Raw genomic sequence first — 16863 nt, 5'->3', positions numbered from 1 at the left:
TATTAAATTTAAAGGGTGATCAGATTGAAAGAATCTAGTTGGTTTATAAAGTTTAATTATAAAAGTGCAATTATATTTTTCTCCCTCGTAATAATCATCAATTTATTACTTTGTCCTCTTTTTCAACAAATAGGATTTGCCTACCAGACATCATTATTTATTGCAAATAGTATTGCTTGTAGTATTGGATTGCCTTTTGTTGTTTTAAAGCTTGAAGGGAAATACAAGAATAAGAGTCAAGCGTTAAAATTTATTTTAGTTTCTACGGCTGTTTGTACAATAATGAGTTATTTTCTGTTATTCCCACTATAAAAGAATACTATATTGAGTTCTTAAAATATTATGAGGTGAGATAATCATGAATAAAGGTATTAAAATCGTAACAATAGGTGGCGGCTCTAGCTATACCCCAGAATTAGTGGAAGGCTTTATTAAAAGATATGACGAGCTACCTGTAAGTGAGTTATGGCTAGTTGATATAGAAGCAGGGAAGGAAAAGTTAGAGATTGTTGGTAATTTAGCTAAACGAATGGTAAAAGAAGCTGGAGTTCCAATGGAAATTCATTTAACGTTAGACCGAAAATTTGCGCTAAAGGATGCTGACTTTGTAACGACTCAAATGCGAGTAGGTTTACTTGAGGCAAGAATTAAAGATGAACGTATACCTTTACAATTCGGTATGATTGGTCAAGAAACAAATGGTGCAGGTGGTCTATTTAAAGGTTTAAGAACAATACCTGTATTACTTGAAATTGCTGAAGAATTGCAGCAACTTTGTCCTGATGCATGGTTGATTAACTTTACAAATCCAGCTGGAATGGTTACAGAAGCATTACTTCGATATAGTAAACATAAAAAGGTAATTGGAGTTTGTAATGTACCAATTAATATGACAATGACGATTGCTAAATTGTTAGAAGTGGATATTAGTCGTGTACATATTGATTTTGCAGGATTAAACCATATGGTATATGGACTTCATGTTTATGTTGATGGAAAAGAAGTGACTGAATATGTCTTAGAGCTATTAGCAAATCCAGAAATACAAATGACCATGAAAAATATTGCTCCATTACCATGGCAAAAAGAATTTCTTATGTCATTAGGTGTACTTCCTTGTCCATACCATCGTTACTATTACAAAACGAAACATATATTAGACGAAGAATTAGAATCTTTCAAAACAGGTACTACTCGAGCAGAGGTTGTTAAGAAGTTGGAAGATGATTTATTTAAATTATATAAAGATGAGAATTTAGCTATTAAACCGCCTCAGCTTGAAAAACGAGGTGGAGCTTATTATAGTGATGCAGCTTGTAGCTTAATTACATCTATTTATAACGATAAAAAGGATATCCAAGTATTAAACGTTCAAAATAATGGTTCAATACAGGGAATTCCGAATGAATCGGCTGTAGAGGTAAATTGTATCGTTACAAAGCAAGGTCCAATTCCGATATCAGTAGGTGAATTACCACCTCAAATAAATGGATTAGTTCAGCAGATTAAATCATTTGAACGAGTTGGAGCCGAGGCAGCTGTTACTGGTTCTTATGATAAAGCATTATTGGCATTAACGATTAATCCTTTAGTTCCGAGTGATGAAGCTGCAAAGGATGTACTAGATGCACTTTTAGATGCTCATAAAGAATACTTACCATTATTTTATAAAGAAGAATTGGCAGCTCGATAAGGATAGCAAAACAAAAATTAAGGAGTATGAATATGATGATGACTAACGAACAAGAAATTTTTGAAATTATATCACACGGTGGGAATGCAAGATCACTAGCTTACGAGGCATTAGAGGCTGCGGAAAAAAATGATTTTGAAACAGCAGATCGCTTAATCGAAGAGTCTCATAAAGAAATTGGTCATGCACATAAAACACAAACGACTTTAATACAAGCTGAATTAAATGGTCAGCCAAGTGAAAAGTCGCTATTAATGATTCATGCTCAAGATCATTTAATGACTGCAATGAGTGAACAAAAGCTTATAGAGCATATCATTCGTTTACATAAAAAATTAGCCGAGAAATAATCGATTCATATCGTCATAGAATAGACGAAAGAAGGTAGGGGGCAATTTAAGTGAAATATGTTATAGGTCTTGATGGTGGAGGAACGAAGTCAGAAGCTATTGCTTATAATTTAGAAGGTGAAATTATTAGTCAAGGTTATTCTGGTTTTAGTAATTTACTAATCAATGAAAAAGATGGAATTAATCACATTATAGAAGCAATTGAAAATTGCTTGAGCCCTTTATCAAAAGAGAATTGCCTGTTCTTATTTTTAGGAATTGCTGGAATTGGTGGAGTGAAAGACCGGGGTCCTTTAGAAAAAGCATTAAAAGATGCTTTTGATATCCCATTTAAAATTGTTAATGATGCACAAATTGCACATGCAGCATTACTAAATGGACAAAGTGGTGTATTAACAATCGCTGGCACGGGTTCAATTTGTATTGGAATACATAAAGAGCGTACTGTAACGGCAGGCGGATGGGGACATCTTCTAGGGGATGAAGGAAGCGGATATTGGATTTGCATGGAAATCTTTAAAAAGATTACACAGGAATTTGATGAGGGTATCCCATTAAGTTATTTATCTTTGAAAATGCTGGAAAAATTGCAGTTAAAAGAAGCAGAAGAACTTAAAAAATATATTTACCACAATACAAAAGCCGAGATTGCTTCACATGTTCCATTTATAGTTGAAATGGCCAACATAGGTGATTTAATGACATTGTCTGTTCTAGAAAGAGCAGGTCAACTTCTTGGGAAAACGACGATTCAAGCCATAAAAAAGTTAAATCTTCGAGAAGAGCCAAGAGTTGCAATAAAAGGAAGTATTTTAAGTAAAATACCCGTCGTTCAGAAAACGTTTATTCAAACAATTCATGAGCACTATCCAACAGTAACCTTTTATACGAACGAAATCTCTTCGACCTTCGGAGGATATCTATTAGCCATGAAAGAAATAAATTCACGTAAGGAATAATTAAGTGAGCTAAAACAGGAAGAACAGGTAGTACAAAAAATCCTGCTTTATGATTGAGGTGTAATTGTGTTAGAGAACTTAACAACTGAAATTAGAAACAAGCGTACGAGTAACTTAGATCAACTAAGCGTTGATGAGTTTTTAAATATAATGAATGAAGAGGACCAAAAGGTGGCTCTAGCAGTTAGAGAACAAATTCCGATGATTTCAAGGGTAGTTCAACTAGTTGTTGAAGCATTTCAAAACGGAGGACGTTTAATTTATACAGGTGCTGGTACAAGCGGACGAATTGGTCTGCTTGATGCAGTTGAATGTCCACCTACATTTGGAACGAATCCTAGTGAAGTCATTGGATTAATTGCAGGCGGAGAGAGGGCCTTTATTAAAGCTGTTGAAGGTGCCGAAGATAGCGAAGAGCTTGGTAAGGCAGACTTATTACGAATATCACTTACAAAAAATGATATTGTGATCGGTATTGCAGCATCAGGACGAACGCCTTATGTAATTGGTGCTTTAAAGTATGCAAACGAGATTGGGGCAAAAACTGTAGCGGTAGCATGTAATAAAGATTCAAAAATTGGAGAGGTTGCCCTCCAAAAAATTGAAGTAGATAATGGTCCAGAAGTGTTGACAGGCTCTACACGATTAAAAGCTGGAACATCTCAAAAATTAATTTGTAATATGATTTCGACAGCTTCAATGATTGGTATTGGAAAAGTATATAAAAATCTAATGGTAGACCTGCAATTAACGAATAGTAAACTAGTTGATCGAGCAAAAAGAATAATCGTTGAAGCTACTGGCTGTGATTATGAAACGGCAAGTAATTACTTACTGAAAGCAAATAATCAAACGAAAGTAGCAATCATTATGATTTTAACCGGAATGAATTATGATGAAGCAATTGTTAGTTTGAATAAAGCTAGTGGTTTTATTAGCAAAGTAGTAAAAAATTAATTAGAAGGCGACAACTAGTCATTTTTTTCACTAGTATGTCGCTTTTCTATTTCATATCAAAATATGATTCAGATTTTTCATTTTATACTATATAATTTTGTTGTAATCATGTGGTCAACACGGTTAAAGAAGCAATAAACGCCGGATAAAGATTTTTATAATTCATCATTTTATATAAATAAAAAGAGAGTTGAGTAGATTAAATGAATGCACTAAATGGCGGTTTAATCATGTTAAACGAAATGCTGTATAAGCTTCCACCATCTGAAAGAAGAGCAGCTAAATATATAATTGAAAACCCAGAAAAATCGATTCAATATACAGTTTTTGAACTTGCAGAAAGAAGTCAAACAAGTAATTCTGCAATTATTCGATTATGTCGTTCACTTGGTCTAAAGGGTTTTCAAGAGCTTAAGCTGCGAATTGCAGGTGATATTATCACGACAACAGAAGTAGGATCAAGAGATATCAATTTAGGGGAATCAACTGGATCCATTATTAAAAAGATGATGAATAACAATATCCAGGCTATCAAAGATACTAGTGATATTATTAATGTGAGTGATTTAGAGGAAGCTGTTCAAGCTTTAACAAAAGCGAGAAATATTTATTTCTTCGGTGTAGGTGGGTCAATGGTTGTCGCCTTAGACGCACAACAAAAGTTCTTACGTATAAAAAAATACACCTCTGCATTTACTGATTTGCATTTGTTAGCTGTTCAAATAGCGAACCACGAGGAGAATGATGTCTTAGTAGGAATTTCATTTTCTGGCGAAACGCTAGAGGTCCAGAAAGCATTTCAAATTGCAAAGGAAAACGGCGTGAACACCATTAGTATCACTGGCTTTGGTTCCAATTCTGTATCAAACTTAGCGGACATTAAATTATTTAATTCTCCACATAGGGAAGCAACATTTCGTAGTGGAGCAACGTCTTCAAGGATGGCTCAACTACATGTCATCGATATTTTATTTATGGCGGTCGCGACACAAGAGTACGATCAAACAATTCAGTATATCGATCAAACAAGAACGGCTATTTCTTCGTTAAAAAAATAAAAGTAAGGTTCAAGGCTAAAACAGGAGATAGGCAATTTATATAAAAAGTACAAGGGAATCTAAGTTCTTTGTGCTTTTTATTTTTAAGACAGTTAGTATGATGAGCAGTTGGGTGCTCAAAAAAATGAAAGGGTGAGTTGGTAGAATATGGTTAACAACAAAAATACAAAGGAGGATTAGAAAGCTGCTTGGGAAGGCAGAAAAAAGGAAAAGGCTATTGTGATTGGTGTTGTCCAATTACTTTGGCCGGAGCACTGTTTGGTGGTCATAAAGTTTTGTTAGTATAATGCAAAATTTGTATTGCACATAGCTAATTATTAAAGGATACTAATAAGAGATTCACTATAACGAACGAAATACAAAGGGGAAAGAATATTATGATGAAAAAGGGAATTTTATCTTTAGCAACTTTAGGTTTATTAGCTTCACCATTTTCTTTCACAACTGCTCATGCTGAAGGAAACTATTATAATTTATTAAAGAAAAGCAGTGAGAGCCACGTTGAAAAGCTGCTTCCGAAAGGTGCAAAGGAGTTACATACATTTAATGGTCTAAACTTAAAATCACATCTTACTGGCTTTACTAATAAATCATCTATAAATCTATTAAATTATACTACTCTAGATAATGAGATTGAAGAACTGGACGAACAAGAAGTAAATGATGATTTTGATGTAGCAAATGATTTACCAATTGGAGCAAATATGTACGGTCAATTGCTTCCTTTGGATGATGTAGACCTTTATAAAATCGTTGTACCTACCGATGGGAAAATTACTTTAGGTGGATCTGCTTTTGGTTCTGAACATATTGTATTAGCAATGGGCATTTATCAAAAAGATTTTGTTGAAGATAATAAACTAATTGATTTAGGTTACGATTATGATGAAGATACTGATCTTGAACAACAATACTATCAAGCTAAAGCTGGTACATATTATGTAGTTGCATGGGATGATGATAATGATGAATACGATGATAATACCGAAGATGATTATTATGGAGTCTATACATTATTAAATGATGCACCAAGTAAACCTACTGTAAATAAAGTTGATAATAATGATCTAGTTGTTACGGGTAAGGCCGAAGCCGGTTCTACTGTAACAGTTAAAAACGGTAGTACGGTACTAGGAACTCCTACAAAAGCAACATATAATGGGACTTATTCAGTTAAGATTCCAGTTCAAACAGCAGGAGTAACGTTAAGTGTTTATGCTAAAGACTTTGTTGGGAAAACGAGTGTTGCTGGGACAACAAAAGTTGTTGATGTTATTGCACCAACTAAACCAACTGTAAATAAAGTTGATAACAATGATGTAGTTGTAACTGGAAAAGCTGAAGCGAATTCTACTGTAACAGTTAAAAACGGTAGTACAGTATTAGGAACTCCTACAAAAGCGACATCTACTGGAACTTATTCAGTTAAGATTCCTGTTCAAAAAGCTGGAGTAACGTTAAGTGTTTATGCTAAAGACGCTGCTGGTAATACGAGTGTGGCTGGAACAACAAAGGTTGTAGACGTAATTGCGCCTGCAAAACCAACTGTTAACAGAGTTGATAATAATGATGTAGTTGTAACAGGTAAAGCTGAAGCTGGTTCTACTGTTGCGATTAAAAGAGGGACAACAACACTAGCGACTGTAAAGGCTACAACTACTGGAACGTTTTCAGCGAAAATCGCGGTTCAAGCGGCTGGGACAAAATTAACGGTAACTGCTAAAGATGCTGCAGGAAATACAAGCGTAGCGACTACAGTAACTGTCGTTGATGTAATCCCACCATCTAAACCAACGATTAATCGTGTAGACGACAATGATTTAAAAGTTACTGGAAAAGCTGAAAAAGGTTCAATTGTGACAGTTAAAAAAGGTACTACTGTATTAGGATCTGCAACAACTAACTCTAGTGGAGTTTATTCAGTTAGTATCAAAGCACAGAAAAAAGGAACAGTTATTTCTGTAACTGCAAAAGATAAAGCAGGAAATACAAGTGCTGCTGCAAAATATACAGTTGTAAGTCATTAATATTTACATGGGATCCAAGGATTCTTTCCATGGCCCTTTGATTTTATAAAATCAAAACGTATAGTAGGGTAATAAAAAACACAAGGAAAATTAATTTCCTTGTGTTTTTTTTAGAATTGATTTGCTTTATATTCAGCGGCTTTTAAAAGTAAATCAACTATGTGTACAACTTCCATATGTTCTGATTGATTCTCTCGATCTACACCTAGCTTCATTTGTAATAAGCATCCAGGGTTAGCAGTTACAATTGTAGTAGCTTGTGTTTTTGTTGCTTGTTTCATCTTGTAATCTAGTATTTGCATTGACATTTCGGATTCGACGATATTATAAATACCAGCTGAGCCGCAGCAACGATCTGCATCTTTCATTTCGTGATAATATATATTTTGAATTGACTTCAATAATGTTCTTGGAGCAGAAGCGGTTTTCATGACATTTCTTAAATGGCATGAATCCTGATACGTAATAATTTGTTCTGGTAAACTTAATTTCACTTTGTTATGAAACTCAACTTCTACTAGAATTTCTGATATATCTTTTAGTTTATTTTTAAACGCAAGAGCTCGATCTTTCCAATTTGGATCATCTTTAAGAAGATGATCATAGTCAATTAGGAAACCACCACAGCCACCTGCATTTGTAATGATATAATCTACTCCGAGATTTTCGAAGGCTTCGATGTTTTTCTTTGCCATATCTTTTGCAATGGACTTTTCACCACTATGACCATGTAATGCACCACAACACGCCTGGTCTTTTGGTATGACAATTTCACAACCAGCTAATTGTAAAAGCTTCATCGTTGCATTGTTTGTTTCTAAGAACATTGTATCCATTAAACATCCAGAGAAAAATGCAACCTTCTTTACTTTTTCTTTTAATGGTGGCAAATAGTCAGGGCGTGACTTCATTTGTTTCATAGTAGGGACCTTTGGTAAAACCTTTTCCATTGCAGATAAATTGTTTGGGATCAACTTCATAATACCAGCTTTTCTTGCTACGACTTGAAGGCCTGTTCGTTGATATAAACCTAATAAACCAACTGCAAGTCTCATACGTTTTTGATGCGGGAAAAGTTCTTTAAATACAACTTTACGAACAGCTCGTGCAGGGAGTGAATGTTTTTTGTGTTGAGCAATAATATCTCTAGCTTCTTCTAGTAGATGACCGTATTTCACACCAGAAGGGCAAACAGGCTCACATGCACGGCATCCAAGACAAAGCTCAAGTGTACGTTCCACATCTTCATCTGGTTCAATTAATCCATCCGTTACTGCTTTCATTAAAGCGATGCGACCACGTGGTGAGTGTGATTCTTTTTGACCGGATTCAATATATGTTGGACAGCTCGGTAAACAAAAACCGCATCGCATACAGTTTAAAAGCTCGTCTTCGTTCATACGCTCTTTAAATTGTTGTCCGATAGCTTGTTGTTCTTGAAGTGTTGTCATTTTGACACCACCATTCTTTTACGACTGTCTTTTGCAAAGACTTTGCCTGGGTTCATAATATGATTCGGATCTAAAGCTGATTTGACAGCGAGCATTGCGTTAATGCCTTCTTTACCAAGCTTTAATTCTAGATAAGGAGCTTTTACGATTCCAACACCGTGTTCACCTGTAATCGTGCCACCTAGTTCAATTGCTTTTTCAAATATCTCTGCAAATGCCATTTCTACTCGTTCCATTTCTTCGTGATTACGAGCATCCGTAGGACAAGTAGGGTGTAGATTTCCATCTCCTGCATGACCGAATGTACAAATTTTTACATTATGTTTCTCAGCAATCACATTAATTGCAGAGACCATTTCAGCAATTTTAGAACGAGGGACAGTCGCATCCTCTAAAATTGTTGTTGGTCTTAATTGTGCAAGAGCTGAAAGAGCAGAGCGTCTAGCCGTACGTAATGCTACTGCTTCTTCTTCGGACTTAGCTACGCTAACTGAAATACATTTTTCTTGCTGACAAATTGATTTTATTAATTCGATATCTCTGTTTACAACTTCACTAGGACCATCTTGTTCAATTAATAAGACAGCTTTTACATCGGTTGGTAGCCCAATCTGCGCAAAGTTTTCAACAACTTCTAGTGTAGGTTGATCCATAAATTCTAGGGAAGTAGGAATAATTTTATTAGCGATAATTTTAGAAACCGTTTTGGCTGCATCTTCCAAGCTATCATATAATGCAAGCATTGTTTTTTTCGTTTCTGGCATCGGAATAAGCTTTAATGTAGCCTCGGTAATAATACCTAAAGTTCCTTCAGAACCAACAAATAAACGAGTAAAATCATATCCAGCAACATCTTTTGCTAGCTTTCCACCAGTTCGAATGATGTCTCCGTTTGCTAATACGATTTCAAGTGCGATTACATAATCACGTGTTACACCATATTTTAATCCACGTAAACCACCTGAATTTTCATTAATATTTCCACCAATTGTAGAAATTTTCATTGAGCTTGGATCTGGTGGATAAAATAAACCTTTTTCTTCGATTGTATTGATCATATCAAGAGTCACTAAACCAGGTTGAACTGTAATTGTTAAGTTTTCTTCATCTATCTCGAGAATATTGTTTAAGTGTTTAAATAAGATCACGATACCGCCATCTGTTGGACAAGTACCACCGCATAAATTCGTTCCAGAACCTCTAGGAACGATTGGAATGTGGTTTTCGTTACATATTTTAACGATTTCGGATACTTCTTTAGTAGAACGAGGACTAATGACTGCATCCGGAAGAGCTTGCAAATTTGGTGTAGCATCGTAAGAATATACGAGTCTCTCCACTTTTGAATCATCATAATTTTCTTTTCCAACAATTGCTATGAAACTTTGTGCAATGTCATTTGTAATCATAAATAAATTCCCCCCATTATCTTAATTCAAGTATAAAGAGTAAATAGATGAATTTACTATAGAGGAACATACAGAAAAAACACCATTTATCGGTGTTTTTTTGTAGAATCATCTAGTAGGTATGTTCCGATATACAATTTAACTAAATCTTGGATATCTTTTGGATTCAATTTCGTTAATTCAGTAATTTTACCTAGGCGATATAGAAGTGTGTTTATATGAATATGTAAGGATTGTGCGGTATTTTTAAGAGATTGATTTTGATTTAAATACTCTTTGATTGTAATAAATAAATCTTCTTCACTTAATAAAGGTGCAATTGTCCGTTCTATAAATGTTTTCTTAATCTCTTGTGAAAGTTCCTGTAGAATTAAATCAATTGTTAAATCTTCATCAAAAATAATTGAACTTGATTTTAATGCAACTTTTAATGCTCGATCCGCTTGATGATATGATTGATGCAATTGTTTTGGAGAGATTTGTTGCCCAACGCCTGCAGAAATGGGTGAGTTTAATCGACTTTTTATGATCTCATATAAATCATGTATTCTTTGTAGTATATGAATATCTTTATTCGTATCGTCAACTTTCATCAAAAATACAATTCGATTATTGCCCCAACGAACAAATACGTCATCTTTATTACGATTCGCCAAATCAATTATTAGTTGTCTTGTATCGATTGGGACCATTTTGGTATTTTCCCATTCAAAAATAATAACCTGCCTAATATAATTTAAATCGATATTTAGCATAGTAGAACGTTCATAAAAATAATCATCCCACTCAATATCTTGAATCCAATCAAATACAAACGCTTCAAGCGTTCTTTGTTGCAAATCAATTTGATCTGTATAATAGTTTTCTCTAATCAATAATTCTGTCATTCTACGAAGCATTTCTCCAAAAGGGGAAATTTGCTCTGGATTTCCTGTAATGCCAATTACTCCGACTATTTCATTTTGAAAATAAATAGGAAGATTAATTCCAGCCTTCACACCATTTAAACGATTTTCATCATCAGATGTGATTGTGAATGTTTTTCTTTCATTAATTGCAATTAATGAGCCTTCATGAAATGTGCCAGTTCGTGCTGGGTCTGTACTTGCTATTATGATGCCATCTGTATTAATAATAATGATATCTTCATGTATTAACTTTCTAACTTCATTAATAATCTTTAGTGCCAACTCATCAAGTACCATGTCAAACTCCCTTAAAAATTGTTACTATTAGTATAATGTAAAATGTCTTATTTCTACTATATAGTCTTAAAGTAGTTTGTGAAAAAGTGAAAAAAGTTATGAACTTAGAGCCAATAGGCTAAAAATAGGATATGTAATAAAAAAGTGGTAAAGTGTTAAGAGCAGGAAGTAAAAAAGATAAGTACTTTAAAATCTTAACGTTAAAGACAAAATAGTACATACATAGAGTTAGATAAAGGAGCAAGAGATGAACAATTATAAATTAGTCATTCAATATGATGGAGGCCGTTATAAAGGCTGGCAAAGGCTTGGTAATGGTGAAAATACAATTCAAGGTAAAATTGAGAATGTACTATCAGAAATGGTAGGAAGAGAAATTGAAATTATTGGAAGTAGTCGAACTGATGCAGGTGTACACGCATTTGAACAGGTTGCTAATTTTAAAATAAAAGAGAACCTGCCTGAAATCGAAATTAAAAGTTATTTAAATCGTTATTTACCTAGAGATATTAGTATAAAGGAAGTTTCGATTGAATCTGACCGTTTCCATTCAAGATATAATACTAGTTCAAAAACGTATATATATAAAATTTGGAATGAGGAATATACGAATCCATTTATGCGCAAATATAGTATGCATGTAGAAGAGAAACTAGATCTTAAAAAAATGAAGGCTGCAGCCAAGTACTTTTTAGGTGAACATGATTTTACAGCGTTCTCAAATGCCAAATCTAAAAAGAAGTCGATGGTACGAGAAATCTACTCGATTGATTTTGAAAAGACAGACGGATTTCTTCAAATAAGAATAAGCGGAAATGGTTTCCTATACAATATGGTAAGAAAAATCGTAGGAACACTAATTGAAGTTGGAGCAGGTAGACTACAAGCTGAAAATATATCAAAAATAATTGACTTAAAGGATCGTGCTCAAGTGAGTAATCTTGCAGATCCGGGTGGGTTATATTTGGAGAAAATAGAATTTAAGTCTTAATTTAACTATAAAAGCATTGGAATATATGGATTCCAATGCTTTTTTTACTTATGTTCGTTAGCATTTTTCTTGTTATCTACTACCAAACAAGCTCTTTCTTTAAATAAAATCATAAGGAAAAATCCAATAAGCATTAAGATTAGCATGAAAAAAACTGAATGATTCCACGTTGTCTGCTCGCCTTTAATTAGCTGCATTGCTCCAATTACAATAACAGCTCCTAAATTCCCTGCCATTAAAAGTAGTCCTGTAGCTTCACCGGAAACTTTGTCACCAACTAGCTCTTCTGTAGCAGACAATAGCAAAGCAAAGGCTGGTAAAAATATGAATCCAAGTACACTGCCTATTACAATTAGAACAGTAAAATTCCCTGAAGTACAAACAGGATAGATTAATAGTAGGGAGCCGATTATAGTGACTAATAAGAAGGGCTTTCTTTTACCAATTTTATCTGAAAACAGCGGGATAACGATCGAACCAATAATGCCACCGACTATTACCGTGCCTCCTATAATTCCGGCTTGTTCTGATGAAATTCCGTACGGTTTTAAGATTTGTTCAAGCCAGGATGTTAGTCCATTAAAGACTCCTAAGCCTAGAAAGGAAACAATGTTTAGTAGTAAAAGATTTTTATTTTTCAATAATTTAAATGTAGTACTAAAACTTCCTGAAGTACTGGAATTTCGGTTGAAATCTGAATTATGATGACCGATGAAGTAAAAGACGAGTGTTGCAAGTATAGTTATAATTGCCATGATGACTAATGTGGCTTGGAATCCAAACAGATCTACAAGAAGCGGTGTCCCTGCTAAGGCTACTGCCATACCGACGAACATACCGACTGTACCTATGCCAGTGGCGGTAGCTTGTTTATTTTTCGGAAACCAATCAACTACTAATCTTGATATTGCATTTAAAATATAAGGTTGGCCAATCGCAATTCCTATTTGACCAATTAGTAAAAACGAGAAGCTTGAATCAAAAATTCTAATAGTAGAAAAAACTGACATGAAAATGCCACCTAGAAAAATGCTAAATCGATAGCCAGCTCGATCTATTACTTTACCTGAATGAATAGAAAATACGATATAAATTAATGGAAATACAATTAATAACCAATTAATATCTGATTCTGAAACTTCATAATGCGATTTTAAATATGAAATTAGAGGTGCAAAATTTAACCAAAGCATTTGACTAATTCCAGCAAGTACAGCAAACGAAAGTAAGACATACCAGTTCATTGAGAATGGCTTAATAACTTTAGTGGATGTCATTCTAACAATTCCCTAATTTATATTCTAAAAAAAGCGACTTAATAGAATATATGTTAATCTGCTCATTAATAACTACTTGTTCACAAAATTGAATAAGGGATTTTTAAGTATTTTCTAAAAATGAAAAACCCTCTAAAAGTAGTTTACTAATCTTCTACTTTAGAGGGTCATTAAGTTAATTAATTATTACGTTCTAAGTAATCCACGCTGTTGAAAAACATCCTTGCCAATTAAATTACCAAATTTCCTAAGAGGATTAGCGTGATGTTGATTTCCACTACAGGATGGCTCGCTTTCCATGGGGCGAGATTCTTTAGCCTCCTCGGCAAGCCTGCGGGGTCTCAGCCTTCCCGCTAATCCCATAGGAGTCGAGCACCCTTCCGTTCCAATCAACTTAATCATAAAAAAAGTCTGCAATAAACCCTAATCAAATAGCTTTTACCTAGAGTAATCTAACTGTTGTGTATTAATCAGCTTGTAGGTCAACTAATACGAACTTTAATTAAACTAATCAACTGAATTTGTTTTTCTAAAAATTAGATCATAATATTTTAACTTCTGAAAAAAATCATTACTATATTAACATTTAAAACCATTAATAAACCATCCCAAAAATGATCATTTCTTCATAAATAAGTTCAATTTAATGTCCGTTTCCCTATTGACCATTTTATATTTCAACATTCGGTATTACTTTCTAAGTAATCTATTGCTTTTTTTAGACGATTTAATCCTTCAATCATTTTAGATTTGGGACATCCAATATTCATACGGATAAATCCTTTACCAACTTCACCATAGGTCTCACCGGGCATGATGGCAACTTTTGCATGATGAACAAGTGCATGTTGTAATTGCTCGCTAGAAAAAGGTAGCCCGGAAATATCAATCCATGCTAGGTATGTTGATTCTGGCACTGTAAATTTAAGATTCGGAAGTTGTTCGTTAATAAAGTCTTCTACTGTTTTTAAATTATCATGAATATATTCAGTCAATTCATCAACCCACTCTTCACAAGTTTTGTAGGCTTCAATTGTCGCTAACGTCCCAAAAATACTTGCGGATGAAAGGCCATCTCGATTTTTCAATGATAAAAGAAAAGCTTGTTTTAACGTTTCATTAGGTAAAATCATATATGATCCACCTAGTCCAGGAGTGTTAAACGTTTTACTCGCGGAAGTGCATATACACACATTTCTCAAGTCACTGCCAGTGTTTATAATAGGACTATGGGAATAAGGATCATGTACAATATCCATATGAATTTCATCTGAAATAATAAATACATTATGTTTATTACATAAGCCAACAATTATTTCTAATTCATGTTTTGTCCAAACACGTCCTGTAGGGTTATGCGGGCTACACAGTAGAAGGACCTTGGCACGCTCGTGAGATAGTTTCTGTTCTAAATCTTTAAAGTTGATTCGGTACTTGCCATTTTCGTAGATTAATTGATTGTCAGAAATGAAACGATTGTTATCTTGAATGACTTTAAAGAAAGCGTCATAAGCCGGAGTCTGGATAACGACATGATCACCTTCATTCGTCAAGTATTCGATTAGTTTTGAAATTGAATAAATGACACTTGGACTATAAACAATCCAATCTTTTTTTATTTCACAAGAGAATCGATTACGAAACCAATCTATAATTGCTTCTTTAAATTCAGTATGATTCCATCGCGTATAGCCAAATATACCGTGTTTCATTCTTTTTTCTATAGCGTGTATTATTTCATCTGGACTTTGAAAGTCAGTATCTGAAATCGAGAATGGTAGTAAATCTGGCACTCCAAATCGATCTTCAATATAGTCCCACTGTGTACAATAAGTACCGGTCCGATCAAATATCTGATCAAATTTGTATTTCATTTCGTACAACCCCAATTTATTTAAGATGATAATTTTTCTAATTGTGTTTTAAGAATACCAACTTGTGGACCAATAACGACTTGTAAATTGTGTTCGTCTAACTTTACAACACCAAGTGCACCACAATCCTTTAGAACTTTTTCATTAACTATATTCATATTATCTACAACAAGTCTTAATCTTGTAATGCAGTTATCTAGTGATTGAATGTTCTCTTTGCCACCTAAAGCAGTGAGAATTTTTAATGCTTGGGCATTTGTGCCTTTCACCAATGGTTCCTCACCTTGTTGATCATCAATTTTTTCTTCTCTACCAGGAGTTTTTAAATTAAATTTCAAAATTGCATATCTGAAAACTGAATAGTATACGGTAAACCAAATTGCCCCTATTACAGGTACAAGATACCACTTTGTTTTTACTCCTTGTAAAACGCCAAAGATAATAAAGTCTAATATTCCACCATCTGTGTTACCAATTGTTAAATGTAATAAAGCCATTACCATAAAACCTAGACCCGTTAAAATAACGTGGATGAAATATAAAGGTGGAGAAACGAACAAGAACAAGAATTCAATTGGCTCAGTGATACCGGTTACAAAAGTTGCAATAACACCAGAGATTAATAACCCCTTAATTTTATTACGATTTTCTGGACGGGCAGTATGATAAATCGCAAGCGCTACTGCAGGTAAACCAAACATGAATGTTGGCATTTTTCCTTGAGATAAGAATGCTGTCGCTGATGGACTGATCGGAGCACCGGCTTTTAATTGTGCATAGAAAATATTTAGAGCTCCTGAAACCGTTTGACCATTAACGACTTCAGTACCACCAGCCTCTGTGAATCGAATCATTGCAACTAAAATATGGTGAAGACCAAATGGAAGTAGTAAACGCTCACCAGCACCGAATAAAAATGGCCCGAAAACGCCAGATTTTTGAATTAAACTTCCGATTCCTGTAATAGCAATTGCGAAAATCGGCCAGATCATCGGAATGATGATCCCAACAACTGATAATGCAAGTGTCGTTATGATTGGAACAAAGCGAGCACCACCAAAAAATGCAAATGCATCTGGAAGTTTAATACTATAAAAGCGGTTGTGCAATAAATAGACAATAATACCAGCGATGATACCGCCTAATACGCCCATTTCAATTGTTTGAATGCCCATAACCATACCTTGACCAGCTTGGCGCATTTTATCTACCGCTACTAATTGATTTGTTTCTGTTAAATAAAAATTAATCGATAAGTGCATGATGACGTAACCAACAAATCCCGAGAAAGCAGCGACACCTTTTTCATATCGTACAAGTCCAAACGGAATTGCCATTGCAAATAAAACTGGTAAGTATGAAAATGCAAATCCACCAATAGTGGACATAAAGCTAAAAATAACTTGGAGTACGGAGTTTCCTAAAAATGGGAATGTCTCAATAGTTGTCGGACTAGTAAATGAGCTTCCGATCCCTAATATAAGACCCATAAAGGCTAATAATGCTACAGGCACCATAAAGGTCTTACCTAGCCCTTGAAAAAATTCCCAAAGTTGTGATTTAACGGACTTCTTCTTTGCCATGTTTTTAGCTCCTTCGTTTTTTATTATGT

At 34.3% G+C, this 16863-nt stretch carries 14 protein-coding genes; 8 read left to right on the top strand and 6 right to left on the bottom strand.

Translation table 11 applies throughout. The annotated features are described in order from the left end of the window. The first annotated feature begins 24 nt into the window (after nucleotides 1-24). The 7 genes from BED47_RS21105 (at nucleotide 25) to BED47_RS21075 (ending at nucleotide 7044) form a co-directional block, all read left to right on the top strand. Complete coding sequence (locus BED47_RS21105; RefSeq protein WP_069035295.1) at nucleotides 25-312, top strand: hypothetical protein; 288 nt, start codon at nucleotides 25-27, stop codon at nucleotides 310-312. A gap of 46 nt (nucleotides 313-358) precedes the next feature. Continuing rightward, the gene (locus tag BED47_RS21100) at nucleotides 359-1693 is read left to right on the top strand and encodes a 6-phospho-beta-glucosidase (protein ID WP_069035294.1); all 1335 of its coding nucleotides are present in this window, start codon (nucleotides 359-361) and stop codon (nucleotides 1691-1693) included. 32 nt (nucleotides 1694-1725) lie between these two features. Continuing rightward, on the top strand, nucleotides 1726-2043 hold the full coding sequence (locus BED47_RS21095; RefSeq protein WP_069035293.1) for a PTS lactose/cellobiose transporter subunit IIA: 318 nt from the start codon (nucleotides 1726-1728) through the stop codon (nucleotides 2041-2043). A gap of 50 nt (nucleotides 2044-2093) precedes the next feature. Then, nucleotides 2094-3002: an N-acetylglucosamine kinase gene (locus BED47_RS21090; protein ID WP_069035292.1), complete on the top strand. Its 909-nt coding sequence runs from the start codon at nucleotides 2094-2096 to the stop codon at nucleotides 3000-3002. A 66-nt stretch (nucleotides 3003-3068) separates the two neighbouring features. Further along, a complete protein-coding gene (gene murQ, locus BED47_RS21085) occupies nucleotides 3069-3959 on the top strand; it encodes an N-acetylmuramic acid 6-phosphate etherase (RefSeq protein ID WP_069035291.1) in 891 nt (296 codons plus the stop codon). A 203-nt stretch (nucleotides 3960-4162) separates the two neighbouring features. Beyond that, nucleotides 4163-5017, top strand: coding sequence for a MurR/RpiR family transcriptional regulator (locus tag BED47_RS21080; protein ID WP_069035290.1), 855 nt, complete (start codon nucleotides 4163-4165; stop codon nucleotides 5015-5017). Nucleotides 5018-5394: 377 nt separating this feature from the next. Then, nucleotides 5395-7044, top strand: a complete 1650-nt coding sequence (locus BED47_RS21075) for an Ig-like domain-containing protein (RefSeq protein WP_069035289.1) — start codon at nucleotides 5395-5397, stop codon at nucleotides 7042-7044. A gap of 110 nt (nucleotides 7045-7154) precedes the next feature. Here BED47_RS21075 and BED47_RS21070 read toward each other — a convergent pair whose 3' ends face one another. From BED47_RS21070 to BED47_RS21060, 3 genes are all read right to left on the bottom strand, one after another. After that, nucleotides 7155-8495 (bottom strand): (Fe-S)-binding protein, encoded by a 1341-nt coding sequence (locus BED47_RS21070; RefSeq protein ID WP_069035288.1) that lies wholly within the window; start codon nucleotides 8493-8495, stop codon nucleotides 7155-7157. Beyond that, the gene (glcD, locus tag BED47_RS21065; protein ID WP_069035287.1) at nucleotides 8492-9904 is read right to left on the bottom strand and encodes a glycolate oxidase subunit GlcD; all 1413 of its coding nucleotides are present in this window, start codon (nucleotides 9902-9904) and stop codon (nucleotides 8492-8494) included. Before glcD ends, BED47_RS21070 begins: the two co-directional genes overlap by 4 nt. 86 nt (nucleotides 9905-9990) lie before the next feature. Next, nucleotides 9991-11109, bottom strand: a complete 1119-nt coding sequence (locus tag BED47_RS21060; protein ID WP_069035286.1) for a CdaR family transcriptional regulator — start codon at nucleotides 11107-11109, stop codon at nucleotides 9991-9993. 247 nt (nucleotides 11110-11356) lie between these two features. Between BED47_RS21060 and truA the strand changes: the two genes are divergently transcribed. Then, a complete protein-coding gene (gene truA / locus BED47_RS21055; RefSeq protein ID WP_069035285.1) occupies nucleotides 11357-12100 on the top strand; it encodes a tRNA pseudouridine(38-40) synthase TruA in 744 nt (247 codons plus the stop codon). A gap of 44 nt (nucleotides 12101-12144) precedes the next feature. Here truA and BED47_RS21050 read toward each other — a convergent pair whose 3' ends face one another. The 3 genes from BED47_RS21050 to malX all read right to left on the bottom strand — a co-directional run bounded on the left by BED47_RS21050 (nucleotide 12145) and on the right by malX (nucleotide 16834). Continuing rightward, entirely contained in the window at nucleotides 12145-13377 is a 1233-nt protein-coding gene (locus BED47_RS21050) for an MFS transporter (protein ID WP_069035284.1), read from the bottom strand. A gap of 677 nt (nucleotides 13378-14054) precedes the next feature. Beyond that, complete coding sequence (locus BED47_RS21045) at nucleotides 14055-15251, bottom strand: MalY/PatB family protein (RefSeq protein ID WP_069035283.1); 1197 nt, start codon at nucleotides 15249-15251, stop codon at nucleotides 14055-14057. Between the two features lie 20 nt (nucleotides 15252-15271). Continuing rightward, nucleotides 15272-16834, bottom strand: a complete 1563-nt coding sequence (gene malX, locus BED47_RS21040; RefSeq protein ID WP_069035282.1) for a maltose/glucose-specific PTS transporter subunit IIBC — start codon at nucleotides 16832-16834, stop codon at nucleotides 15272-15274. Between the last annotated feature and the right edge of the window lie 29 nt (nucleotides 16835-16863).

Origin of the sequence: Gottfriedia luciferensis (assembly GCF_001712755.1) — a bacterium.
Taxonomy (GTDB): Bacteria; Bacillota; Bacilli; order Bacillales; family Bacillaceae_G; genus Gottfriedia; species Gottfriedia luciferensis_B.
The sequence above is the reverse complement of the archived record's forward strand: the minus strand, read 5'-3'. Positions and strand labels throughout refer to the sequence as shown.